The organism is Citrobacter sp. CRE-46 (assembly GCF_059615875.1).
Genome location: NZ_CM184341.1, coordinates 2,009,411 through 2,034,530 on the forward strand (window position 1 = coordinate 2,009,411; position 25,120 = coordinate 2,034,530).

21 protein-coding genes are annotated in these 25,120 nt (G+C 43.1%); all 21 read left to right on the forward strand.

The window, feature by feature from the left end; genetic code table 11:
* The 21 genes from wzxC to ugd all read left to right on the forward strand — a co-directional run bounded on the left by wzxC (position 1) and on the right by ugd (position 24,927).
* A complete protein-coding gene (gene wzxC / locus AC534G_RS09420) occupies positions 1-1,479 on the forward strand; it encodes a colanic acid undecaprenyl disphosphate flippase WzxC (protein WP_110497490.1) in 1,479 nt (492 codons plus the stop codon).
* A gap of 23 nt (positions 1,480-1,502) precedes the next feature.
* Positions 1,503-2,783: a colanic acid biosynthesis pyruvyl transferase WcaK gene (gene wcaK / locus AC534G_RS09425; protein WP_069323499.1), complete on the forward strand. Its 1,281-nt coding sequence runs from the start codon at positions 1,503-1,505 to the stop codon at positions 2,781-2,783.
* Positions 2,780-4,000, forward strand: a complete 1,221-nt coding sequence (wcaL, locus tag AC534G_RS09430) for a colanic acid biosynthesis glycosyltransferase WcaL (protein WP_110497492.1) — start codon at positions 2,780-2,782, stop codon at positions 3,998-4,000. Before wcaK ends, wcaL begins: the two co-directional genes overlap by 4 nt.
* An 11-nt stretch (positions 4,001-4,011) precedes the next feature.
* Positions 4,012-5,406 (forward strand): colanic acid biosynthesis protein WcaM, encoded by a 1,395-nt coding sequence (wcaM, locus tag AC534G_RS09435; protein ID WP_110497493.1) that lies wholly within the window; start codon positions 4,012-4,014, stop codon positions 5,404-5,406.
* Between the two features lie 165 nt (positions 5,407-5,571).
* A complete protein-coding gene (galF, locus tag AC534G_RS09440; protein WP_087855963.1) occupies positions 5,572-6,465 on the forward strand; it encodes a UTP--glucose-1-phosphate uridylyltransferase GalF in 894 nt (297 codons plus the stop codon).
* A 369-nt stretch (positions 6,466-6,834) separates the two neighbouring features.
* Positions 6,835-7,920 carry a dTDP-glucose 4,6-dehydratase gene (gene rfbB / locus AC534G_RS09445; RefSeq protein ID WP_110497495.1) on the forward strand — a complete coding sequence of 362 codons (1,086 nt, stop codon included), beginning with the start codon at positions 6,835-6,837 and terminating at the stop codon, positions 7,918-7,920.
* Positions 7,920-8,819: a dTDP-4-dehydrorhamnose reductase gene (rfbD, locus tag AC534G_RS09450; RefSeq protein WP_110497497.1), complete on the forward strand. Its 900-nt coding sequence runs from the start codon at positions 7,920-7,922 to the stop codon at positions 8,817-8,819. The genes rfbB and rfbD overlap by 1 nt, the downstream gene beginning before the upstream one ends.
* Positions 8,820-8,869: 50 nt before the next feature.
* A complete protein-coding gene (gene rfbA, locus AC534G_RS09455) occupies positions 8,870-9,748 on the forward strand; it encodes a glucose-1-phosphate thymidylyltransferase RfbA (protein ID WP_110497499.1) in 879 nt (292 codons plus the stop codon).
* 3 nt (positions 9,749-9,751) lie between these two features.
* Positions 9,752-10,285 carry a dTDP-4-dehydrorhamnose 3,5-epimerase gene (gene rfbC, locus AC534G_RS09460; protein ID WP_110497501.1) on the forward strand — a complete coding sequence of 178 codons (534 nt, stop codon included), beginning with the start codon at positions 9,752-9,754 and terminating at the stop codon, positions 10,283-10,285.
* Between the two features lie 12 nt (positions 10,286-10,297).
* A complete protein-coding gene (locus AC534G_RS09465) occupies positions 10,298-11,554 on the forward strand; it encodes an oligosaccharide flippase family protein (protein ID WP_239509326.1) in 1,257 nt (418 codons plus the stop codon).
* Between the two features lie 57 nt (positions 11,555-11,611).
* The gene (locus AC534G_RS09470; protein WP_110497505.1) at positions 11,612-12,634 is read left to right on the forward strand and encodes an EpsG family protein; all 1,023 of its coding nucleotides are present in this window, start codon (positions 11,612-11,614) and stop codon (positions 12,632-12,634) included.
* 17 nt (positions 12,635-12,651) lie between these two features.
* Positions 12,652-13,446, forward strand: coding sequence for a glycosyltransferase family 2 protein (locus AC534G_RS09475; protein WP_110497507.1), 795 nt, complete (start codon positions 12,652-12,654; stop codon positions 13,444-13,446).
* Between the two features lie 20 nt (positions 13,447-13,466).
* Entirely contained in the window at positions 13,467-14,501 is a 1,035-nt protein-coding gene (fnlA, locus tag AC534G_RS09480; RefSeq protein WP_110497509.1) for a UDP-N-acetylglucosamine 4,6-dehydratase/5-epimerase, read from the forward strand.
* Position 14,502: 1 nt separating this feature from the next.
* A complete protein-coding gene (wbjC, locus tag AC534G_RS09485; RefSeq protein ID WP_110497511.1) occupies positions 14,503-15,615 on the forward strand; it encodes a UDP-2-acetamido-2,6-beta-L-arabino-hexul-4-ose reductase in 1,113 nt (370 codons plus the stop codon).
* 3 nt (positions 15,616-15,618) lie between these two features.
* Positions 15,619-16,749 carry a non-hydrolyzing UDP-N-acetylglucosamine 2-epimerase gene (gene wecB / locus AC534G_RS09490; protein ID WP_199981069.1) on the forward strand — a complete coding sequence of 377 codons (1,131 nt, stop codon included), beginning with the start codon at positions 15,619-15,621 and terminating at the stop codon, positions 16,747-16,749.
* 55 nt (positions 16,750-16,804) lie between these two features.
* On the forward strand, positions 16,805-18,013 hold the full coding sequence (locus AC534G_RS09495) for a glycosyltransferase family 4 protein (RefSeq protein WP_199981068.1): 1,209 nt from the start codon (positions 16,805-16,807) through the stop codon (positions 18,011-18,013).
* Position 18,014: 1 nt separating this feature from the next.
* The gene (locus AC534G_RS09500) at positions 18,015-18,617 is read left to right on the forward strand and encodes a sugar transferase (RefSeq protein WP_110497518.1); all 603 of its coding nucleotides are present in this window, start codon (positions 18,015-18,017) and stop codon (positions 18,615-18,617) included.
* Positions 18,618-18,873: 256 nt separating this feature from the next.
* Positions 18,874-20,049, forward strand: coding sequence for a DegT/DnrJ/EryC1/StrS family aminotransferase (locus tag AC534G_RS09505; RefSeq protein WP_110497520.1), 1,176 nt, complete (start codon positions 18,874-18,876; stop codon positions 20,047-20,049).
* Positions 20,050-20,132: 83 nt separating this feature from the next.
* A complete protein-coding gene (locus tag AC534G_RS09510) occupies positions 20,133-22,049 on the forward strand; it encodes a polysaccharide biosynthesis protein (protein WP_110498810.1) in 1,917 nt (638 codons plus the stop codon).
* 107 nt (positions 22,050-22,156) lie between these two features.
* On the forward strand, positions 22,157-23,563 hold the full coding sequence (gene gnd, locus AC534G_RS09515) for an NADP-dependent phosphogluconate dehydrogenase (RefSeq protein WP_110497522.1): 1,407 nt from the start codon (positions 22,157-22,159) through the stop codon (positions 23,561-23,563).
* 197 nt (positions 23,564-23,760) lie between these two features.
* Entirely contained in the window at positions 23,761-24,927 is a 1,167-nt protein-coding gene (gene ugd / locus AC534G_RS09520) for a UDP-glucose 6-dehydrogenase (RefSeq protein WP_110497524.1), read from the forward strand.
* Positions 24,928-25,120: the final 193 nt, after the last annotated feature.

Here is a 25,120-nt window from a genome sequence, read left to right on the forward strand (position 1 = left end):
ATGAGTTTACGAGAAAAAACGCTGAATGGCGCGAAGTGGTCGGCAATTGCCACGGTGATCATTATTGGCCTCGGACTTATCCAGATGACCGTCCTTGCGCGGATTATTGATAATCACCAGTTCGGGTTGTTAACCGTGGCGCTGGTGATCATTGCGCTGGCCGACACGTTGTCTGACTTTGGCATTGCCAACTCCATTATTCAGCGCAAAGAGATTGGCTACCTTGAACTGACCACCTTGTACTGGCTCAATGTCGGACTCGGTATTGTGGTATGCGTGACGATGTTTCTGCTTAGCGAGACAATTGCCAACGTACTCAATAACCCCGAACTGGCTCCGCTCATCAAAACGTTATCACTGGCGTTTGTGGTGATACCGCACGGCCAGCAGTTTCGCGCGCTGATGCAAAAAGAACTGGCCTTTAACAAAATCGGCATGATTGAGACCAGTTCGGTGCTGGCCGGCTTTACCTTTACCGTGGTGAGCGCCCATTTCTGGCCGCTCGCGCTGACGGCTATTCTTGGGTATCTGGTGAACAGTACGCTACGTACGCTGCTGTTCGGCTATTTTGGTCGCCAGATTTACCGTCCGGGGCTGCATTTCTCGCTGGCTTCCGTTTCGTCAAACCTACGTTTCGGCGCATGGCTGACGGCGGATAGCATTATTAATTATATCAATACCAATCTTTCTACGCTGGTGCTGGCCAGAACGTTGGGGGCAAGCGTCGCGGGGGGATTCAATCTTGCCTGGAACGTGGCGGTTGTACCGCCAATCAAACTGAACCCGATCATTACCCGCGTTCTGTTTCCGGCGTTTGCCAAAATTCAGGACGACAGCGAAAAACTGCGGGTGAATTTTTACAAACTGCTGTCGGTGGTCGGGATCATCAATTTTCCGGCGCTGCTGGGATTAATGGTGGTAGCGAACAATCTGGTGCCGCTGGTATTTGGCGAGAAGTGGAACGGTATTGTCCCCATCCTGCAATTGTTGTGCATTGTCGGGCTACTGCGCTCTGTCGGGAATCCGATCGGTTCACTGCTGATGGCGAAGGCGCGGGTAGATATCAGCTTCAAGTTTAATGTGTTCAAAACCTTTCTGTTTATTCCGGCCATTTTCATCGGTGGACATCTGGCGGGGGCGACAGGCGTGACGCTGGGCTTTTTGCTGGTGCAGATAATTAACACCATCCTCAGTTATTTCGTGATGATCAAACCCGTCCTTGGCTCCAGCTACCGCCAGTACATGCTTAGTCTGTGGCTACCGTTGTATCTCTCCTTGCCAACCGTGGTTGTGAGCTATGCGCTGGGTTTTACGCTGAGCAACCAACTGCCGCTAAGCGCGGTGCTGGGGTTGCAAATCGCGGCGGGAACGCTGGCGTTTGCGGTGATGATTGTGCTGTCGCGCCACCCGCTGGTGGTGGAAATAAAACGCCAGCTCTGTCGCAGTGAAAAAATGAAAACCTTGCTCCGTGCAGGATAAGAACAACGCTTTAAGAGGTCATAATGAAACTATTAATTTTGGGCAACCATACCTGCGGGAACCGAGGGGATAGCGCTATTCTGCGCGGTTTGCTGGATGCCATTAACGCGCAGCGTCCCGAGACTGAAGTCGATGTTATGAGCCGCTACCCGGTAAGCTCCTCATGGTTACTCAATCGTCCGGTGATGGGCGATCCGTTATATTCGCAGATGAAGCAACACAACAACGCCGCGGGCGTGATGGGTCGGGTGAAGAAAGTCTTGCGCCGTCGCTATCAGCACCAGGTGCTGCTCTCGCGCGTCACCGACTCCGGTAATCTGCGCAACATCGCTATCGCCCAGGGATTTACCGATTTTGTCCGTTTACTGTCGCGCTATGACGCCATCATCCAGGTCGGCGGATCGTTTTTTGTTGATTTGTATGGCGTGCCGCAGTTCGAACATGCCCTGTGTTCATTTATGGCGAAAAAACCGCTGTACATGATTGGGCACAGCGTGGGGCCATTCCAGGATGAGCAGTTTAATCAACTGGCAAACTACGTTTTTGGCCACTGTAACGCGCTGATTTTGCGCGAATCAGTTAGTCTGGAACTGATGAAACGCAGCGCAATAACCACGGAAAAGGTAGAGGCAGGCGTGGATACCGCCTGGCTGGTCGACAATCATCATGAGGATTTTGAGCCAGGCTATGCCGTACAGCACTGGTTGCAAATGGTGGCAAAGCAGAAGACTGTGGCCATTACTTTGCGTGAGCTGGCGCCCTTTGATAAGCGTCTGGGGACGACGCAACAGGCTTATGAACAAGCCTTTGCCGGGGTAGTGAACCGCATTCTCGATGAAGGGTACCAGGTGATAGCGTTGTCAACCTGTACCGGTATCGATAGTTACAACAAAGATGATCGTATGGTGGCGTTGAACCTGCGTCAGCATGTTAACGACCCGGCCCGTTATCATGTGGTAATGGATGAACTCAACGACCTTGAGATGGGAAAAATTCTCGGGGCATGCGACCTGACGGTGGGCACTCGCCTGCACTCAGCCATCATCTCGATGAATTTTATGACGCCCGCCATCGCCATTAACTATGAGCATAAATCGGCAGGGATCATGCAGCAACTGGGGCTACCGGAGATGGCCGTCGATATTCGCCATTTGCTGGATGGCAGCCTTGAGGGCAAAGTCGCCGATATTCTCGGACAGCTTCCTGACCTGAACATACGGGTAGGGGACGCGGTTATGCGTGAACGCGAACGTGGGGTGCGTATGGTGCAGTCGGTATTAACGCGCATTGAGGGGGAAAAATGAAGATTGGTTTTTTCCTGCTTAAATTTCCACTCTCCTCAGAGACCTTCGTATTAAATCAGATCACTGCGTTCATCGATATGGGCTATGAGGTGGAGATTGTCGCGATGCATAAGGGCGATCTTGAAAATACGCATGCCTCATTTAATACCTACCAATTGGGCGACAAAACGCGCTGGTTGCTGAATGAACCGGACGGCAAACTGGCAAAGCTGAAATTCAGGGCGGCGGCTGCATTGCAGGGCATCACCCGCGCAGCCACCTGGAAAGCGCTGAATATCTCTCGCTATGGCGACGAGGCGCGCAATTTGATTTTGGCGGCTATTTGCGGTGGGAATCCGCAGGCATTTCAGGCGGATGTCTTTATTGCGCACTTTGGCCCGGCAGGCGTGACGGCTGCCAAACTGCGTGAGCTGGGAATGATCCGCGGGAAAATAGCCACGGTATTTCATGGCGTTGATGTTTCGCACCGGGATGTATTGGCCCGCTATACCCCCGAATATCAGCAGCTGTTTCAGCGCGGTGACTTGATGCTGCCCATCAGCAATCTCTGGGCCGGACGTTTAAAAAACATGGGATGTCCGCCGCAGAAAATTGCCGTCTCGCGTATGGGAATCGATATGACGCGTTTTACCCCGCGCCAACTGAAATCGCCAGCCGCGCCGTTGGAGATTATTTCTGTCGCGCGCTTAACCGAGAAAAAAGGGCTGCACGTCGCCATCGAAGCCTGTCGGCAGTTGAAAGAGCAGGGCGTCTTATTTCGCTATCGCATTCTTGGCATTGGTCCCTGGGAACGTCGTCTGCGGACGCTGATCGAACAATACCAACTCGATGATGTGATTGAGATGCCTGGCTTTAAACCCAGTCATCAGGTGAAGGAGATGCTTGAGCAAGCAGATGTATTTCTGCTGCCTTCGATTACCGGCAGGGATGGCGATATGGAGGGGATCCCGGTAGCGCTGATGGAGGCGATGTCGGTGGGGATCCCGGTCATTTCGACGGTTCATAGCGGGATCCCTGAGCTGGTGGAGTCGGGTAAATCTGGCTGGCTGGCACCGGAAAACGATGCCCAGGCGTTGGCTGAACGGTTAGCGGCATTCAGCCTGCTCGACAGTGAACAGGTGCAGCCGATTGTGCAATGCGCGCGAGAAAAAATTGAAGCTGAATTTAATCAGTTAGCGATCAATAAACAGTTAGCCAGCCTGCTGCAAACGATGTAAATCGAGGTTGTATGTCAGAGAAAAAACTCTCACGTCGTAGTTTTCTGACGGCAAGCTCTGCGCTTGTCGTGCTGCACTCTCCCGTTGGTCGGGCGCTTGAATCATCTGGCAGCGTCAATATTCAGGATTACAACCCAAAGGATTGGGTCGCATCTTTCAGGCAGGCATTCACGGAAGGGCAAACGGTAGTCGTACCCGAAGGGCTGGAATGTAAGAATATCAATACCGCAATTATTATTCCGCCAGGCAAAACGCTATCCGTTCAAGGCCGCATCAGCGGCAATGGGCGTGGGCGCTTTGTTCTGCAGGATGGATGCAAGGTCATGGGCGAGCAGGGCGGTAGCCTGAGGAACGTTACTCTCGATGTGCGGGGTTCGGACTGCGTGATAAAAGGGATTGCCATGAGTGGTTTTGCTCCGGTGACGCAAATCTACATTGGCGGCAAAACCTCAAGGCTGATGCGCAATCTGACGATCGATGATATTACCGTCACGCGCGCTAACTATGGGATCCTGCGTCAGGGCTTTCATAACCGCATGGACGGCGTAAAGATCACGAACAGCCGTTTTAGCGATTTACAAGGGGACGCTATCGAATGGAATGTGGCGATTAACGACAGCAATATCCTCATTTCTGACCATGTTATCGAACGTATCAACTGTACCAACGGCAATGTGAACTGGGGCATCGGTATCGGGCTGGCGGGGAGTACTTATGACAATAGCTATCCCGAGGAACTGGCGGTAAAAAACTTTGTGGTGGCGAACATCACCGGTTCCGACTGTCGACAGTTAGTCCATGTGGAGAACGGCAAACATTTTGTCATTCGTAATATTACCGCGCGAAATATCACTCCGGATTTCAGTAAGAAAGCGGGCATTGATAATGCAACGGTCGCGATTTATGGGTGTGATAATTTCGTTATTGATAATATCAATATGGAGAATAGCGCCGGTATGCTCATTGGCTATGGCGTCATCAAAGGACGATATTTATCCATTCCGCAAAACTTTAAATTAAATAATATTCATCTGGATAACTCAAAACTTGAATACAAATTACGCGGCATTCAGATATCCTCGGGCAATGCCACGTCATTTGTGGCCATCACTAATGTGGCGATGAAGCGCGCCACGCTGGAGTTGCACAACCAACCGCAACACCTTTTCTTACGTAACATCAAGGTTATGCAGCAATCCACGACGGGACCCGCGCTAAAGATGCATTTTGATCTGCGCCAGGATGTACGCGGAAAATTTATGGCTAAACAGGATACCTTGCTATCACTGGCGAATATCCATGCGGTAAACGAAACCGGGCAAAGTTCAGTTGACATTGACCGTATAAACCATCAGGTGGTGAATGTTGAAGCGGTGAATTTCCGACTACCGGGACAGGGGAGGTAACTTTGCGACCATTCCTGGCTCGAATTGAATCTACTTGAGCTTAAGATTACTGCATTCCGCAGATAAGCGGCGTAACATGCGCTGTATCGGTGTAATGTAATTCATACTGGCTAAAACAAGCTAAAAAGCTATAATTCAGCAACAATTGAATAGGTGAATGACTTAATGACTAATTTGAAAGCAGTTATTCCGGTAGCGGGCCTCGGGATGCACATGTTGCCTGCCACGAAGGCAATCCCTAAAGAGATGCTGCCGATCGTAGACAAGCCGATGATTCAATACATTGTCGACGAGATTGTAGCTGCTGGCATTAAAGAAATCGTTCTGGTAACGCATGCGTCAAAGAATGCAGTAGAAAACCACTTCGATACATCTTATGAACTCGAATCGTTGCTTGAGCAGCGCGTCAAGCGCCAGTTGCTGGCTGAAGTGCAGTCCATCTGTCCTCCAGGCGTGACTATCATGAACGTTCGCCAGGCGCAATTACTCGGTCTTGGTCATTCAATTCTTTGTGCTCGCCCAATTATCGGGGACAACCCGTTCGTCGTTGTATTACCGGACGTCGTTCTGGATACAGCAAGTGCGGACCCTCTGCGCTACAATCTGGCTGCCATGGTTGCTCGTTTTAATGAAACCGGGCGCAGTCAGGTGCTGGCTAAGCGTATGGATGGCGATCTGTCCGAGTATTCCGTTATTCAGACCAAAGAGCCTTTGGACAACGAAGGTAAAGTCAGCCGTATCATTGAATTTATTGAGAAACCAGATCAACCGCAAACGCTGGATTCCGATCTGATGGCGGTAGGGCGCTATGTGCTTTCGGCTGATATTTGGGCTGAATTAGAGCATACACAACCTGGTGCGTGGGGACGTATTCAGTTAACAGATGCGATTGCAGAACTGGCGAAAAAACAGTCTGTCGATGCCATGTTAATGACGGGCGACAGTTACGACTGCGGTAAAAAAATGGGCTATATGCAGGCGTTCGTTAAGTATGGTTTGCGTAATCTGAAGGAAGGGGCTAAGTTCCGTAAGAGCATCGAAAAGCTACTTAACGAGTAGAGATTCACAGGACTTTGTGACGGTCAGCCAGAAAAAATAGCGGCAGCTAACACCCCAACGCCTATGATTTATGCAGCGGAGTGTTACTGTCGTTTTTCATATTAAAAATAAAGAATTACAACGAGTTAACCTACTAAGTTTAATCTGTTTTTTGTTGGATTTTTTCTTGTTTCTGTAAGCATTTGGTAAGACAATTAGCGTTTGAATTTTGCCTGCTTTGCGATAGCTGGCGGGCAGGTTACATCTTTATCATTCAAGTAGTGCTCTGGTTGCTGCAAGGCCAGGGGCGGTAGCGTGCATAATGCCCAGATGCGCATTATGTGCCAGCATGTTAATAGTATTCATATAAACGATATTCGGAATTAAAACGTGAAAATACTAGTTACTGGTGGGGCGGGTTTCATTGGATCTGCAGTAGTTCGTCATATTATTAAAAATACTCAGGATACTGTTATTAATGTCGATAAACTTACCTACGCCGGTAACCTTGAGTCCCTTGCTGAGGTCAGTGAAAATAGTCGATATTATTTTGAACTCGCGGATATTTGTGATAAGGCGGCTATGGAACATATTTTCGCCGCGCATAAACCAGATGCAGTAATGCATCTGGCTGCTGAAAGTCATGTTGATCGCTCTATTACTGGTCCTGCAGACTTTATTGAAACGAATATCGTCGGCACTTATGTATTACTCGAAGCCGCTCGTGGCTACTGGAACGGGCTGGATGCAGATAAAAAACAGGCATTTCGTTTCCATCATATCTCCACGGATGAAGTATACGGCGACCTGCCCCATCCAGACGAAACGGCTGTCGGTAGTGTGTTACCTCTGTTTACTGAAAAAACGGCCTATGCCCCAAGTAGTCCGTACTCGGCTTCTAAAGCCTCCAGCGATCACCTGGTTCGCGCATGGTTACGCACCTATGGTTTTCCGACAATCGTCACCAACTGTTCCAACAACTATGGCCCGTATCACTTCCCTGAAAAGCTGATTCCGCTGGTGATCCTGAATGCACTTGAGGGTAAAGCATTGCCAATTTATGGCAGAGGCGATCAGATTCGCGACTGGTTGTATGTTGAAGATCATGCCCGAGCGTTATACACCGTTGTGACCAGGGGCATTGTAGGTGAAACCTATAATATCGGTGGTCATAACGAGAAGAAAAACCTGGACGTGGTACATACTATTTGCGATCTACTGGATGAGATTGTGCCTAAAGAAGGTTCTTACCGCGATCAAATAACGTATGTGGCGGATAGGCCTGGGCACGATCGCCGCTATGCGATTGATGCAGCGAAAATCAGCGTTGAACTGGGCTGGAAGCCGCTGGAAACCTTCGAGAGCGGGATCCGTAAGACTGTTGAATGGTATCTGTCGAATACGCAGTGGGTTGAAAATGTGAAAAGCGGCGCCTACAAGACGTGGATCGAGCAGAATTACGGAGAACGCAACTAATGAATATTCTGCTGTTTGGTAAAACAGGGCAGGTGGGTTGGGAACTACAACGCGCACTAGCCCCGCTGGGGAACCTGATCGCGTTAGATGTACATTCAACTGACTATTGTGGTGACTTTAGTAATCCGCAGGGCGTGGCAGATACTGTCCGTCGTATCCGACCTGACGTTATCGTCAACGCAGCCGCCCATACGGCGGTGGATAAGGCCGAGTCTGAAATAGAATTTGCGCGATTGCTAAATGCGACCAGCGTGGAGGCAATTGCCAAAGCTGCCGCAGAAATCGGGGCGTGGGTAGTGCATTACTCCACGGACTACGTTTTTCCTGGTACCGGCGAAACACCATGGCGAGAAACAGATGCTACAGCGCCGCTTAATGTCTACGGTGAAACCAAACTGGCGGGTGAAAAAGTACTACAAACGCACTGTGCCAACCATCTGATTTTCAGAACCAGCTGGGTGTATGCCGGTAAAGGCAATAATTTTGCGAAAACGATGCTGAAACTGGCAAAAGAGCGCGCAGAGCTTTCGGTGATTAACGACCAGTTCGGTGCGCCAACCGGGGCTGAACTTCTCGCTGACTGTACGGCGCATGCTATCCGTGTTGCGATGAACAAACCCGACGTGGCTGGACTCTACCACCTGGTTGCGGGTGGAACCACGACCTGGCATGACTATGCTGCACTTGTGTTCAATGAAGCCCGTAAGGCAGGAATTGAGCTGGCATTGACCCAGTTAAATGCAGTGCCGACCAGTGCTTATCCTACACCCGCACGCCGTCCAGAAAATTCTCGCCTGAACACTGAAAAATTCCAGAATAACTTTGATCTGGTATTACCGCACTGGGACGTGGGTGTAAAACGGATGCTGACTGAGTTGTTCACGACAACGGCGATTTGAACCTTTTTAATGCCCGTTAACGGGCATTTTGTACACAAAGAGATGATGAAATGAAAACGCGTAAAGGGATTATTTTAGCTGGTGGCTCAGGTACTCGTCTTTATCCTGTCACTATGGCTGTAAGCAAGCAACTGCTGCCGATCTATGATAAGCCAATGATCTATTACCCGCTTTCCACGCTAATGCTGGCAGGCATTCGTGACATCTTGATTATTAGTACTCCTCAGGATACCCCGCGATTTGAACAGTTATTGGGCGACGGTAGCCAATGGGGACTAAATATACAGTATAAAATACAACCGACGCCGGATGGCCTGGCCCAGGCATTTATTATTGGTGAAGAGTTTATCGGTAATGATGATTGTGCTCTGGTGCTTGGCGACAACATTTTTTACGGTCATGACCTGCCTAAATTAATGGATACAGCTGTTAATCAAGAAAGCGGCGCAACCGTATTTGCCTATCATGTTAACGATCCTGAACGTTACGGTGTGGTTGAGTTCGATAAAAGTGGTACAGCAGTTAGCCTTGAAGAAAAGCCACTCGAACCGAAAAGTAATTATGCCGTCACTGGACTGTATTTCTATGATAACGATGTTGTAGAAATGGCAAAGAACTTAAAACCCTCAGCACGTGGCGAACTGGAAATTACCGACATTAACCGAATTTATATGGAACAGGGGCGTTTGTCTGTTGCAATGATGGGGCGTGGATATGCCTGGCTGGACACAGGGACACATCAGAGCCTAATTGAAGCAAGCAATTTTATTGCCACTATTGAAGAACGCCAGGGTCTGAAAGTTTCTTGCCCGGAAGAAATAGCATATCGCAAGGGATTTATTGATGCCGAACAGATCAAAAAACTTGCTATCCCATTATCTAAAAATGCTTATGGTCAGTATTTAATTAAAATGATCAAGGGTTATTAAGACATGAATGTTATCAAAACTGAAATTCCAGATGTGTTGATTTTTGAACCAACGGTGTTTGGTGATGAACGTGGGTTTTTCATGGAGAGCTTTAACCAGAAGGTATTTGAAGAGTCTGTTGGACGTAAGGTCGAATTTGTGCAAGATAACCATTCTAAATCTGCGAGAGGAGTCCTTCGGGGACTGCATTATCAACTTCCACCTTTTGCCCAGGGAAAATTAGTTCGCTGTGTGGTAGGGGAAGTCTTCGATGTTGCGGTGGATATTCGTCATGACTCTGAAACCTTCGGTCAATGGATTGGTGTAATTCTCTCTGCTGAAAATAAAAAACAGTTATGGATACCTGAAGGATTTGCACACGGCTTCATGACATTGAAAGAAGATACTGAATTTTGCTATAAAACAACAAATTATTATCACCCAGCAAGTGAAGCTTGCATAAAATGGGATGATCAATTCTTGAATATAAGCTGGCCTGACCAGCCGACATCTATTTCAGCTAAGGATAAAAAGGGTTTTCCATTTCCTGGGGTTTAGCAATTGCATACAGTGATAAAAAGAATAGCAACTCTAAAAAAATATCAAATGGTACTAGAGTTAGCTGTAATACAAGGGGCAAATGCAATATTTCCAGTATTGATTTTCCCTTTTATTATGCTCAGCGTGGGGACAGACTTATTTTCTAAGATTGTATTATCCGAAGCACTGGCGATGTATGTGCTTATTTTTTCCTTATACAGTTTTGATATTATAAGCGTCCAAAAAATAATTTCTGTAAATACAAATGATGAAGCGTATAAGGTTTTTGTTCTTACATTAGTCTGTAGGTGTATTCTTTTTGCCTTTATCTCCATTTTGATTTTAATTATTGTATTTTTTATAAGTAATACTTTGTTTTTCTATTTTTCTATTTTTCTATTTTATCCATTGGGGATGATTTTTCAGTCAAATTATTATTATCAGGCAACTGCTAACAATAAACCATTAGCTATATTTGTCATCCTCTCTAGAGGTATTGCCTTGTGTCTAATATATTATCCATTTGAGTTTTCAATAGCAGTTAAAAGCTATTATTATGTATCTATAATTTCAGGTTCATACTTTTTATCAGGATTGATGGCAATCTTATATGTTTTTTGGAATAACAAAGAAAATAAAGTGAATATTAAGGTATGCGAAATAGTTGAATACTTTAAAGGTGGTTACCATCTTTTTATTGCAAATATATTTGTTTTATTATATAGGAATAGTAATGTTCTTATCTTGGGTGTTATATCTAATCCTGTTGCCACATCGATATATGCAACAGCCGAGAAAATTGTTAAATGCGTTCAATCTGTTGCAACGCCACTAAACCAATTTTATTTAACAGTGTTATTGAAAAGCCATAAGTCCAAAATTGATGGATATAATGTTGGTGAGTATAAACAACTTGTGTATGCCAATACTAAAGGACAGCTCAAAATAATGTGCGCAATTATTTTAGTATGTGCCATTGCTGGAGGTGTTTTTTTTATGACAATTGGAGGTGGCGTTGTTAATGATACTATCGCGCCGTTGGCAATTATGTCAATTTCAATATTAGTAGGCATTGGTAATTTTATGTTTGGGTCAGTTGGATTATCAATTAAAGGGTTTAAAAAAGAATTTTCAGTGATGACAGGAGTTGCTGGATGTATATCTATTGCTCTAGCTTTTATTTTTAGCTATTTTTTAGCAGAAAAGGGAGCAGCTATGGCGTATGTTTCAGCTGAGTTAATATTATTGATATTAGTGCTTAAGTTCTATGCATTCAAAAAAATATAAACCAATGATGGTTGTATTCTCTTGTTTGAACAAAAACCATAATATGTGTGGTGAAAGATGTACTATATATTTTTTGTGATATTTCTGGGTGTATGGATTTCTTTCTTTAATTATATAAAAGCTAACCGATTGAGTAATGTTGTAGTTATTCTTATCGTCACTACATTATTTCTCATTAATAGACAAAACCAAGATTATGAGGCATATGTTGATATTTTTAATGTTAATGAATCATATGCCGAAGTTGGGTACAGATGGCTAATATATATAGTTAAATTTTTGGGCGGAAACCATAATATTATTATAACTATACTTGGTTTACTAGTAGGCATAACAATATATCGTTTGAATAAGTATAGTAAATATACATCTTTTGCCCTTTTGCTGTATATGCTTTGCCCGATGCCAGTTGATATTGTTCAGATAAGAAATTCTTTTATGTTAATCTTTTTTATCAATGCACTTATTGAATTGGAAAAGAAGCGTAAAATAATATCATTTGGTTACGTTTTCTTAACAATGCTATTTCATAGCTTAGGTTTTTTATATTTTTTAGCATGGGTCGCTATACAATTTAGGCATAAAAAATCGTATTCTAAGGTAATGATATTTGGATTAATTGCGGCATTTATTGTTACACCAATATTAATTAAGACATTAGTGATATTATTTGATACGCGTACACTGCAGTCTTATATCTCCCAAACTATTAAGGTCCATTCCTTAATTATATGGGGGGGGCCTTTCTTGCTTAATCTTTTTTTATTATATAATATAAAAAGTAGAATTGCTATTAATAATATTTCAATTAAGCGTTGGGTAGAAATTAATTTTGCGTTTTTTTTATTCTTATCAATGTTCACACCTTTTCTTCTATATATTGATGAAATAAACAGGATATATAGAAACTCAATGATACTAAATTATTTTGTACTAATGTCAGTATCTCAGTATATGGGAAAATTTCAAAGATATGGCCTTTATTTATATTTATTCTTGTTCGCATTAGCTCTTTCAATATATTATACCTGCCAAATAGATTACGACTATATTATATTCGGGTTGCAATATTCTTTGTGAGTTACGTAAGGAGAAGTATGTATTATTTTATTTGTGTAAATTATAATAACTCTGGATACACAGAAAATTTAGTTAAGAGTGTTGTCACTCAATCTGAAAATGCTTGTGTTATTGTTGTAGACAACAAGTCCAATGAAAGCGAGTCAAACAAACTGAAGTTGATAGAGAAAAAATATAAAGAAAATATTAAGGTGATCTGGAGTGAAACGAATTTAGGGTATTTCGGTGGTATCAATTTAGGATTGAAGGGGTTACCTAAAACAAACCCTATTGTAGTCGGAAATAATGACTTAATATATGATGCGAATTTTTTAAAAAACATATTAAATGGAAGTTATCCAGCAGATGCTTTGGTGATTGCCCCAAATGTTATTACCAAAGATGGTTATCACCAAAACCCTCATTGCCGTTCACGTGTTAGTTCAACTAGAAAATTTCTTTATGATGTATATTTTTCTTCTTATATTAGTTCCAAAATTTTGACGTGGGGGAGTCGATTTGTCAATTATCTGAAAGGAGGGAGGGATAACTCTTTGGATCAGGTTCGCGGATATATTCATATGGGCATTGGTGCATGTTATATACTGATGCCATCATTTTTTGAGAATTTTAATGAACTGGATAACAAGGTTTTCTTGTATGGTGAGGAAGCGTATTTAGCCGGGCAATTAATGAGCATAAATGCAAGAATGTTCTATGATCCAGCAGCTATTGTGTATCATGAAGAGAGTGCAACTTTGGCGAAGGTAGCATCAAAGATAAAATATGATTATATGAAAAGTTCATATTATGATTATAAGAAATTTTTATGAGAATTTAAAGGAGGAAGTTAGTGTTTAAAAATAAAGTTTTGTTAATTACAGGTGGCACTGGTTCTTTTGGTAATGCGGTTTTAAGAAGGTTTTTAGATACGGATATTGCTGAGATCCGAATTTTCAGTCGTGATGAAAAAAAACAAGACGACATGCGTAAAAAATATAATAATTCTAAATTGAAGTTTTATATAGGTGATGTACGTGATTATCAATCAATTTTAAACGCCACGCGTGGTGTTGATTTTTTGTATCATGCCGCAGCATTAAAGCAGGTTCCTTCCTGCGAATTTCACCCTATGGAAGCGGTGAAAACGAACGTACTTGGTACTGAAAACGTGCTTGAAGCGGCTATTGCGAATGGCGTTAAACGTGTTGTGTGCTTAAGTACAGATAAAGCGGTTTATCCGATCAACGCTATGGGTATATCCAAAGCTATGATGGAGAAAGTTATTGTTGCCAAATCACGTAACGTCGATAAGACCAAAACCGTTATTTGTGGGACTCGCTACGGCAACGTTATGGCTTCGCGCGGATCGGTTATCCCACTATTTGTGGACTTGATTAAAGAGGGGAAACCTCTGACGATCACTGACCCAAATATGACACGCTTCATGATGACTTTGGATGATGCGGTTGATTTGGTTCTTTATGCATTTGAACATGGAAATAATGGCGATATTTTTGTTCAGAAGGCTCCAGCCGCGACAATTGAAACATTGGCAGTAGCTCTGAAAGAATTGATGGATCTTCCCGAACACCCTGTGAATATTATTGGTACTCGTCACGGTGAAAAATTGTATGAAGCATTGTTGAGTCGTGAAGAAATGGTTGCTGCTGAAGATATGGGTCAATATTACCGTGTTCCACCTGATCTACGCGATCTTAATTATGGAAAATATGTAGAGCAGGGCGATCAGCGAATTTCACAAGTTGAAGATTATAATTCACATAATACAGAACGTCTTGATGTTGAAGGTATGAAAAAATTATTGCTAAAACTGGCATTTATTAGAGCCATTTGTGATAAAAAAGAATATCAACTGGATGAATAATATGAAGCTTGTTATTACGGGTTCTAATGGGTTCATCGGCAAAAATCTCCGTGTCCATTTACGCGAAAATGGGTATAACGATATTATTTGTATCGATCGAGATAATTCTCTTGAGCAACTTAATGAAGCTTTGCAATCTGCAGAATTTGTTTTCCATCTTGCTGGGATTAACCGTCCAACATGTGACTCTGAGTTTTATGAAGGTAATGCCAACTTAACAGAGCACATTGTTAATAAATTAGTTGAATTTGGTAATAAAACCCCTTTACTCATTACTTCATCAATTCAGGCTGAACTGGATAATCACTACGGAAAAAGCAAGGCGGCAGCTGAGAATTTAGTAAGCAAATATGCTGAAGAGACTGGCGCAAAAACTTATATTTATCGCTTGCCTAATGTATTCGGTAAATGGTGTAGACCAAACTACAACTCTGCTGTCGCAACGTTTTGCTATAATATACTCAATGGGTTAGAGGTTACTGTCAATAATTCTGATGCTCCTCTAAAACTGGTTTATATTGATGACGTCTGCAAGTCATTCGTTGATTGCTTAACAGGTAATATAGATGAAAAAAATGCAGAGGTCACACCGGTTTATAGTACGACAGTCGGTGAAGTTGTTGACATTATCAGGTCATTTAAGGATAAACAGCATAGCTTGTTAATTGACCATGTTGGTACTGGTTTAACCAGGACACTGTATGCGACCTATCTGAGCTATTATTCTCCTTCAGAATTTGCCTATTCTGTCAAACGTCATAGCGATCCTCGTGGGACGTTTGTTGAAATGCTCAAAACAAAAGAGTCTGGTCAGTTTTCATTTTTTACTGCACATCCCGGTATTACAAGAGGGGGGCATTATCATCATACAAAAAATGAGAAATTTCTGGTCATTAAAGGCAAAGCAAAATTTGCTTTTAGACATATTGATTCGAATGACTATTATGAAATTTTTATTGATGGTGATGAATCAAAAATAGTCGAAACTGTTCCCGGATGGTCGCATGACATCACGAATATTGGTGATGATGAAATGATAGTTATGCTCTGGGCAAATGAAATTTTTGATCCTGAGAATCCCGATACGGTTAACTACAAAATCGCTGAAGAGTAAAAGATGAATAAAATGCATGTTATGACAGTCGTAGGTACACGACCAGAAATTATCAGATTGTCACGTGTTATGGCTAAACTTGATGATTATTTTGAACATACGATTGTTCATACCGGCCAAAACTACGATTACGAACTTAATCAAATTTTTTTCGACGATCTTGGCGTCCGCAAACCTGACCACTTTTTGAATGCAGCAGGTAAAAATGCTGCTGAGACTATTGGGCAAATTATCATCAAAATTGATGAAGTGCTGGAATCCATCAAACCAGAAGCTCTTCTAGTCCTGGGTGATACAAATAGTTGCTTAGCTGCTATTCCGGCAAAACGCCGCAAGATTCCTATCTTCCATATGGAAGCGGGAAATCGTTGTTTTGATATGCGAGTACCAGAAGAGATTAATCGCCGTATTGTCGATCATACAGCCGATATTAATCTGACATATAGCGATATCGCTCGAGAGTATCTTCTGGCTGAGGGCTTGCCTGCAGATCGGGTTATCAAGACTGGCAGTCCGATGTTTGAAGTGTTAACTCATTATGCTGAAGGTATTGAGCAATCAGATGTGCTTGAGCGGCTTAATGTAAAACGAAACGAATATTTTGTCGTTAGTGCTCATCGTGAAGAAAATATCGATTCAGATAAAAATTTAATGAATCTTGTCGAGTCGTTAAATAAAGTAGCAGATACTTACCAGTTGCCGATCATTGTATCTACTCATCCGCGAACCCAGAAAAGGATTGATGCGAAAGGGATTGTTTTTAACTCGCACATACAGTTGTTAAAGCCGCTTGGTTTTAAAGATTATGTGAAATTACAGAAGGAAGCGCGAGCAGTCCTTTCTGATAGTGGTACAATTACGGAAGAGTCATCTATTCTTAATTTTCCTGCTATCAATATCCGTGAGGCGCACGAACGCCCTGAAGGAATGGAAGAAGGCACGGTAATAATGACTGGTGTCGAGCCTGACCGTATTCTTCAGGCTCTTGAGATGATAAAAAATCAGCCACGTAATAACGAACGACTCCTGCGCCAGGTGAATGATTATTCAATGCCAAATGTCTCTGATAAAGTGGCAAGAATTATTCTCTCCTATACTGATTATGTTAAACGTGTTGTTTGGCGTAAATACTAATAAGTTAATCACTCTGGCCAGACCAGAGTGACTTTTTAATGGTGTGTAGATTAAAGTGAAAGTCTTATTGTTGACACAATGGTTTGATCCTGAACCTACCTTTAAAGGTCTTGCTTTTGCAAAAGAATTGAGAAGGCAAAATGTTGAGGTTGAAGTCATTACAGGTTTCCCTAATTACCCAGGGGGAAAGATTTACGATGGATATAAGATTAAGATTTTCCAAAAAGATAGCCATGACGATATAACAATTAATCGGGTACCTCTATATCCGAATCACGGCCCTTCTGCGTTAAAGAGAATGCTCAATTATGGTTCGTTTTTTTTCACGAGCATGGTCTTTGGAATTCTATCCAGACAGAAAGTAGATGTTATCTATGCTTACCATCCTCCGCTAACAACAGCGCTTTCTGCATCACTGATTTCTTTCTTCAGAAGAAAACCATTCATTGTGGATATTCAGGATCTCTGGCCAGATACATTAGCTTCCACAGGAATGTTAACGAACAAAAAAATATTAAATACGCTTAACTATTTGTGCAACTTTGTATACAGGCGCGCAGCAAAAATTGTTGTCCTCTCTCCTGGTTTTAAGGCGAAGCTGATCTCCCGCGGTGTACCTGAGGAGAAAATCGAGGTTATCTATAACTGGTGTGATGAAGAGAACCTTAGAAGTAATAAAAAAAGTAACGTGATTCTTCCATCTGATAAATTCAATGTTGTTTTTGCGGGAAATCTCGGTTTAGCGCAAGGATTACCTTCCATTTTATCTGCTGCACAAATTTTAAAGAACAACGGTGTCAAGGCCAATATTATCATTGTAGGTTCTGGTTTAGCAAAGGCCGATGCAGTGACATTTGCTAAAGAGAATAATATCGATAATGTGATTTTTCTACCTCGCGTGCCAATTACCGAGATTGGAGATATTCTTCAACAAGCTGATGCATTATTGGTTCATCTTATTAAAGATGATCTTTTTACTATCACAATACCCTCCAGAACTCAAGCCTATCTGGCATGTGGTAAACCTATTGTAATGGCTGTTGATGGCGATGCTGCAGACCTCGTCAGAAATGCCAGCGCCGGGATTATTTGCTCTTCTGATAGTCCGATTTCAATATCTTCAGGAATTGAACAGCTCACATTATTATCTAAAAATGAATTAAAAGAGATGGGAGAAAACGGAGCTAAATACTATTACTCTGAATTAAGTCTTCAGGAAGGTGTGAAAAAATTCATCACTATATTTAAAAAGGTTATCCAATAATATGATTAAACGTTTCTTTGATGTATTAATATCTTCAATACTACTAATATGTTTATCTCCCATTATTGGCGTTACCTACCTTCTTGTTAGAAAAAAATTGGGTAAACCTGTATTATTTAGACAAGTTAGGCCCGGAAAAGATGGCCTCCCCTTTAAGATGATAAAATTTCGCAGTATGAAAGATGCCACTGACTCCAAAGGGAATGTACTACCTGATGAAGAAAGACTTACGGAGTTTGGCAAAAAGCTGAGGGCGCTCAGTCTGGATGAATTGCCTGCGTTATGGAATGTACTTAAAGGAGACATGAGTCTTGTCGGCCCAAGACCACTTCTTATGAGTTATCTTGAACGTTACGACCAGGAACAGAATCGTCGCCATGAGGTAAGACCAGGCATAACTGGCTGGGCGCAAGTTAATGGTAGAAATGCTATTAGTTGGGACGAAAAATTTAAACTTGATGTTTGGTATGTAGACCATCAATCAATGTGGTTAGACATTAAAATTCTCTTTCTTACAGTCAAAAAAGTTGTAATTAGAGAAGGCATATCTGCTGAGGGTCACTCAACGATGCCAGAGTTTAAAGGAAAATCATCTGATAAGTAATACTAAAACTCTATATTGAGTCTTTATAAAACCGTACCTTGGTCTTATATAAAATCTTTATGTTAATTAAAATGTATTGGATATGAAATTTGTGGATATGCTTATGTAAGATTAAAAATTAAAGAGAGTTCATATCTCCAATAATTTTGGGAAAACATATAGAATACTTATGATGAGATAATATCTATATCTGAACTAATCATAATTGCTTCTGTATGTCACATAAGTTCAATTTTAAAGATTAAAGGGTGTTTCTATGTTAAATACTAATTTTTCTCCATGGCCTTCGTTTACACAAGAAGAAGCAGATGCGGTGTCCTCGGTATTATTATCAAACAAAGTGAATTATTGGACAGGTAACGAATGTCGCTTGTTTGAAAAAGAATTCGCTGAGTGGGTGGGGACGAAATATGCTGTTGCATTAAGTAATGGGACATTAGCGTTAGATGTAGCCCTTAAAGCGTTAAATATCGGTGCTGGTGACGATGTGATCGTCACTTCTCGTACATTTTTAGCATCAGCATCATGTATTGTTACAGCGGGTGCCAATCCTGTATTTGCGGATGTAGATCTAAACAGTCAGTGTATTACAGCGGAGACCATTTCAGCTGTTTTAACACCTAATACTAAAGCAGTCATTGTTGTACATTTAGCCGGGATGCCAGCTGAAATGGATCCTATTATGAGTTTAGCTGAAAAACACAATCTCTATGTAATCGAAGATTGCGCTCAGGCACATGGCGCAAGTTACAAAGGAAAACGTGTGGGTAGTATCGGTCATATCGCTGCATGGTCATTCTGTCAGGATAAAATTATGACAACCGGCGGTGAAGGTGGGATGGTGACCACCAATGATAAATCTTTATGGTCTGCTATGTGGAGTTATAAAGATCATGGCAAAAGCTATGATGCTGTTTATAATCGTGAACACCAACCTGGTTTCCGCTGGTTACACGAATCATTTGGTACCAACTGGCGCATGCTGGAAATGCAGGGTGTGATTGGTCGAATTCAATTAAAACGGATGGCAGAGTGGACTCAACGACGCCAAAAAAATGGTAGAGCTATCGATGCCGCACTAAAAGATCTCAGGGGTGTAAGGTTAGTTCAGATACCTAAGTATATTGAACATGCTGAATACAAACATTATGTATTTATCAAGCCAACGGCATTAAAAGCGGACTGGACTCGTGATCGTATCATCAAAGAAATTAATGATGCAGGGGTACCTTGTTATCAGGGAAGTTGCTCTGAGATATATCTTGAGAAGGCATTCGATAATACGGGATGGCGTCCAGCAACTTCTTTACCTAATGCGGTTGAACTTGGTGAGACTAGCTTGATGTTTCTTGTACATCCGACGTTAACGCAATCCGAGATTGATTTTACATGTGAAGTTGCACGTAAGGTTCTGAAAAATGCTCTTATTTGAGAGTTATTGCAACTGATAAATAAAGACTAACCTTACCTGAGGTGACAAGCATGTCACCTCATCATTACAAAATGTGGTACAGAATGTTAACGCAACTACTCAGCTTGCCTCGTCATATAAAACGCATGATCATGGTGGCAATAGATTTTGTTCTATTGTTGTTCGCTTTCTGGGGCGCTTTTTGGGTCCGAATGGATGTTTCTGCACCTTATACTAGCTACGAGCACTGGAAGTTACTAGCTTGTCTTATTGTTGTTACTGTATTTGTCTTTGCAAGGATGGGGTTATACCGCACGGTTCTAAGATATGTCACAGCCAAGATATTTGTAACGGTCCTGCTAGGCCTTTGCATATCAACAGTGCTGCTTATAATATTATCATATTTTTTTGATATATTTCTTCCCAGAACAATACCAATAATTTATTTTGCTTTCTCATTATTATTAATTTGCGGTTCAAGACTATTATTTAGGATGTTGCTTACTTATGCTGTGCGCGGACGAACGCCAGTTATTATTTATGGAGCAGGAGCTTCCGGTAGACAACTTTTAACCGCCTTAAGGCAAGTAGATGAATATTTCCCGGTTGCATTTATTGATGACAATCCTCTATTGAATAAAGTCGTTATTCATGGTGTAACTGTTTATTCTCGAAAAAATATTGAAAAATTAGTTCACCGCTATGGCATTAAAAAAATACTATTAGCGATGCCTTCTATTTCAATTGAAAAACGAAAAGAAGTTATTACATATTTAGAGGACTTTCCATGTGAAGTTTTATCCATACCTGGTATGGTAGATCTTGTTGAGGGAAAGGCTCAAATTATGGCTCTCAAAAAAGTGTCAATTGATGATCTCCTCGGAAGGGAACCTGTTTCACCTGATGCAGAATTATTAGCGAAAAATATTCGTAATAAAGTTGTCATGGTTACTGGAGCTGGTGGTTCAATTGGCTCTGAGATATGCCGGCAAATTATTTTACAACACCCCAAGATTCTGATTTTGTTTGAAGTGTCTGAGTTCGCACTTTATTCTATCGAAAAAGAACTAACTATGCTCGCGCATAATGATAATAATGATGTTGTAATAATCCCGCTAATGGGATCAGTTCAAAAACTACATCGTTTAGAAACTATTATGCGTGTTTTTAATGTTAATACTGTTTATCACGCTGCAGCATATAAACATGTCCCGCTGGTTGAATATAATGTAGTAGAAGGTGTTAGAAATAATATTTTTGGGACACTGTATTGTGCTCAAGCAGCGATATCATCTAATGTTGAGACTTTTATCTTGGTTTCAACTGATAAAGCTGTTAGACCGACTAATACGATGGGGGCGACGAAACGTGTTGCGGAGTTGGTTTTACAGGCTTTAGCGCAAGAGCAGTCAACAACCTGTTTCAGTATGGTCAGATTTGGTAACGTTTTAGGCTCATCAGGGTCGGTTGTCCCATTGTTTGAAAAGCAAATCGAGCAAGGTGGGCCTGTTACTCTGACGCATAAAGATATCATCCGCTATTTCATGACAATACCAGAGGCTTCTCAGTTAGTTATTCAGGCTGGTGCCATGGCCAAAGGTGGAGATGTTTTTGTGCTTGATATGGGCGATCCTGTTCGAATATATGACCTGGCAACTCGTATGATCAAACTATGCGGCTTAAAGATTAAAGATGAATCAAATCCGGATGGCGATATAGAAATTAGTGTCACTGGGTTGCGCCCAGGAGAAAAGCTCTACGAAGAATTGCTGATTGGCGAGCAAGTTCTTGGTACATCTCACCCGAGAATTATGACGGCACATGAAGATATGCTCAGTTGGGCAGAACTTGAAAGTTACCTGAAGCAAATGGATGAGGCATGTACTAATTTTGAGCATGATATCATTCGTGATCTCTTACTGAAAATACCGACAGGTTTTCAACCCACCGATGGTATTTGTGACCTGGTATGGCATGCAAAGCATAATGTCTCCGGATGCACTTTGAATGTGACATGTTGAGTTAGCACATCAACCGCTATCTACTTTCAAGTATCCTGGGTTAACATCTAGAACACATTCAAGCCGCGCATACCTTGCGCGGTGACCACACCTGACAGGAGTATGTAATGTCTAAGCAACAGATCGGCGTCGTCGGTATGGCAGTGATGGGGCGCAACCTGGCGCTCAACATCGAAAGCCGCGGTTATACTGTCTCCATCTTCAACCGCTCCCGCGAAAAAACTGAAGAAGTTGTTGCCGAGAATCCGGGTAAGAAACTGGTTCCTTATTACACGGTGAAAGAGTTCGTCGAGTCTCTTGAAACCCCACGTCGTATCCTGTTAATGGTTAAAGCGGGCGCAGGCACAGATGCTGCCATCGACTCCCTGAAGCCGTATCTGGATAAAGGCGACATCATCATTGATGGTGGTAACACTTTCTTCCAGGACACTATCCGTCGTAACCGTGAACTGTCCGCAGAAGGCTTTAACTTCATCGGTACTGGCGTATCCGGCGGTGAAGAGGGCGCACTGAAAGGCCCGTCCATCATGCCTGGTGGACAGAAAGAAGCCTACGAACTGGTTGCGCCGATCCTGACCAAAATTGCTGCTGTGGCGGAAGATGGTGAGCCGTGCGTGACCTACATCGGCGCTGACGGCGCGGGTCATTACGTGAAGATGGTTCACAACGGTATCGAATACGGCGACATGCAGCTGATTGCTGAAGCCTATTCACTGCTGAAAGGTGGCCTGAACCTGTCTAATGAAGAACTGGCAACCACCTTCACCGAGTGGAATGAAGGTGAGCTGAGCAGCTACCTGATCGACATCACCAAAGACATCTTCACCAAAAAAGATGAAGAGGGTAAATACCTGGTTGACGTGATCCTGGACGAAGCAGCGAACAAAGGTACCGGTAAATGGACCAGCCAGAGCTCTCTGGATCTGGGCGAACCCCTGTCGCTGATCACCGAGTCCGTATTCGCGCGTTACATCTCTTCTCTGAAAGAGCAGCGCGTGGCGGCATCTAAGGTGCTGTCCGGCCCGCAGGCCAAACTGGCTGGCGATAAAGCTGAGTTTGTTGAGAAAGTGCGTCGCGCGCTGTATTTGGGCAAAATCGTCTCCTACGCGCAAGGCTTCTCTCAGTTGCGTGCTGCGTCTGACGAGTACAACTGGGATCTGAACTACGGCGAGATCGCGAAGATTTTCCGCGCGGGCTGCATCATTCGTGCGCAGTTCCTGCAGAAAATCACCGATGCTTATGCGGAGAATGCGGGTATCGCTAACCTGTTGCTGGCTCCGTACTTCAAAAACATTGCTGATGAGTACCAGCAGGCGCTGCGTGACGTCGTGGCTTACGCTGTGCAAAATGGTATTCCGGTACCGACTTTCTCTGCTGCAGTTGCCTACTACGACAGCTACCGTGCTGCGGTACTGCCGGCGAACCTGATTCAGGCCCAGCGTGATTACTTCGGTGCGCACACTTATAAACGCATCGATAAAGAAGGCGTGTTCCACACCGAATGGCTGGATTAATCTGAAATAGCCAACTGCTAAAGCCAGGCCCGGAGCGCTCCTCCGGGCTTTTTTATTGTCAAAAAATGGGATTCGGTCAGGTCTGATAGGCGGTGCTATAGCAAATCACGATATACTCATTCAATGCTGAGCCGATCCGCCACAATGCTGGTGGTGTGCTCAACCTCAATGTTTAACTGGAAGAAGTTACAGAGCGAATGAAGATAACTATCTCAGGAACAGGTTATGTCGGCTTATCCAACGGTATTCTGATCGCCCAGCACCATGAAGTGGTTGCTCTGGATATCGTCCCGGCGAAGGTCGAGATGCTGAATCAGAAAAAATCGCCGATTGTTGACAAAGAGATCGAAGAGTACCTGGCGACAAAGCAGCTGAATTTTCGTGCAACGACTGATAAGTATGATGCATATCGTGATGCGGATTATGTGATCATCGCGACACCGACTGATTACGATCCGAAGACCAACTACTTCAACACCTCCAGCGTCGAGTCCGTTATCCGCGATGTGGTTGCAATTAACCCAAAAGCGGTGATGGTCATCAAGTCCACCATTCCGGTTGGTTTTACCAATTCAATTAAAGAACAGTTTGGCATTGATAATATTTTCTTCTCGCCTGAGTTCCTGCGTGAAGGGCGTGCGCTATACGACAATTTGCATCCGTCGCGTATCGTCATAGGTGAACGCTCCGAACGTGCAGAACGCTTTGCCGCGCTGCTGCAGGAAGGTGCGGTGAAGAAAGATATTCCGACGCTGTTTACCGATTCTACTGAAGCCGAAGCCATCAAGCTGTTCGCTAATACCTATCTGGCGTTACGCGTGGCCTATTTTAACGAGCTTGATAGCTATGCCGAAAGTCTTGGTCTGAACACCCGGCAAATTATTGAAGGCGTATGTCTGGATCCGCGTATTGGTAATCATTACAACAATCCGTCCTTTGGCTACGGTGGCTACTGCTTACCGAAAGATACTAAGCAGTTGTTGGCGAACTACGCGTCTGTGCCGAATAACATTATCGGCGCGATCGTCGATGCTAACCGTACGCGCAAAGACTTTATTGCAGATTCCATCCTGGCCCGTAAGCCTAAAGTGGTTGGCGTGTACCGATTGATCATGAAAAGTGGCTCTGATAACTTCCGCGCATCCTCTATTCAGGGGATCATGAAGCGTATTAAAGCCAAGGGCGTACCCGTTATTATTTATGAACCGGTCATGGAAGAGGATGAATTTTTCCACTCTCGGGTAGTTCGCGATCTAAACGCGTTTAAAAATGAAGCGGATGTTATTATTTCAAATCGAATGACGTCTGAATTGGTTGATGTTGCAGAAAAAGTCTATACCCGTGATTTGTTCGGTAGTGACTAAACCTGAGCTGACTTCCTTCAATCCTACCAGATGGTCTCATGGTATGCCTTTTGCGAGTCTTACCAACTTTTAGAAATGGCCTCCACGGTTAACGTTGCGGTCATCTCCTTCTGTAGTTATGAACACACGTTTAAAGCCCTGTCAATAGGGCTAAAAAACGCTTGAATTTTAAACAAATGGTTTCTAAACATGG

What these genes read in the sequence shown, in the direction of transcription:
- wzxC (WP_110497490.1), top strand. Translation starts at nt 1, where the DNA reads ATGAGTTTACGAGAAAAAACGCTGAATGGCGCGAAGTGGTCGGCAATT.
- wcaK (WP_069323499.1), top strand. Translation starts at nt 1,503, where the DNA reads ATGAAACTATTAATTTTGGGCAACCATACCTGCGGGAACCGAGGGGAT.
- wcaL (WP_110497492.1), top strand. Translation starts at nt 2,780, where the DNA reads ATGAAGATTGGTTTTTTCCTGCTTAAATTTCCACTCTCCTCAGAGACC.
- wcaM (WP_110497493.1), top strand. Translation starts at nt 4,012, where the DNA reads ATGTCAGAGAAAAAACTCTCACGTCGTAGTTTTCTGACGGCAAGCTCT.
- galF (WP_087855963.1), top strand. Translation starts at nt 5,572, where the DNA reads ATGACTAATTTGAAAGCAGTTATTCCGGTAGCGGGCCTCGGGATGCAC.
- rfbD (WP_110497497.1), top strand. Translation starts at nt 7,920, where the DNA reads ATGAATATTCTGCTGTTTGGTAAAACAGGGCAGGTGGGTTGGGAACTA.
- rfbA (WP_110497499.1), top strand. Translation starts at nt 8,870, where the DNA reads ATGAAAACGCGTAAAGGGATTATTTTAGCTGGTGGCTCAGGTACTCGT.
- rfbC (WP_110497501.1), top strand. Translation starts at nt 9,752, where the DNA reads ATGAATGTTATCAAAACTGAAATTCCAGATGTGTTGATTTTTGAACCA.
- AC534G_RS09470 (WP_110497505.1), top strand. Translation starts at nt 11,612, where the DNA reads ATGTACTATATATTTTTTGTGATATTTCTGGGTGTATGGATTTCTTTC.
- AC534G_RS09475 (WP_110497507.1), top strand. Translation starts at nt 12,652, where the DNA reads ATGTATTATTTTATTTGTGTAAATTATAATAACTCTGGATACACAGAA.
- wbjC (WP_110497511.1), top strand. Translation starts at nt 14,503, where the DNA reads ATGAAGCTTGTTATTACGGGTTCTAATGGGTTCATCGGCAAAAATCTC.
- wecB (WP_199981069.1), top strand. Translation starts at nt 15,619, where the DNA reads ATGAATAAAATGCATGTTATGACAGTCGTAGGTACACGACCAGAAATT.
- AC534G_RS09500 (WP_110497518.1), top strand. Translation starts at nt 18,015, where the DNA reads ATGATTAAACGTTTCTTTGATGTATTAATATCTTCAATACTACTAATA.
- AC534G_RS09505 (WP_110497520.1), top strand. Translation starts at nt 18,874, where the DNA reads ATGTTAAATACTAATTTTTCTCCATGGCCTTCGTTTACACAAGAAGAA.
- AC534G_RS09510 (WP_110498810.1), top strand. Translation starts at nt 20,133, where the DNA reads ATGTTAACGCAACTACTCAGCTTGCCTCGTCATATAAAACGCATGATC.
- gnd (WP_110497522.1), top strand. Translation starts at nt 22,157, where the DNA reads ATGTCTAAGCAACAGATCGGCGTCGTCGGTATGGCAGTGATGGGGCGC.
- ugd (WP_110497524.1), top strand. Translation starts at nt 23,761, where the DNA reads ATGAAGATAACTATCTCAGGAACAGGTTATGTCGGCTTATCCAACGGT.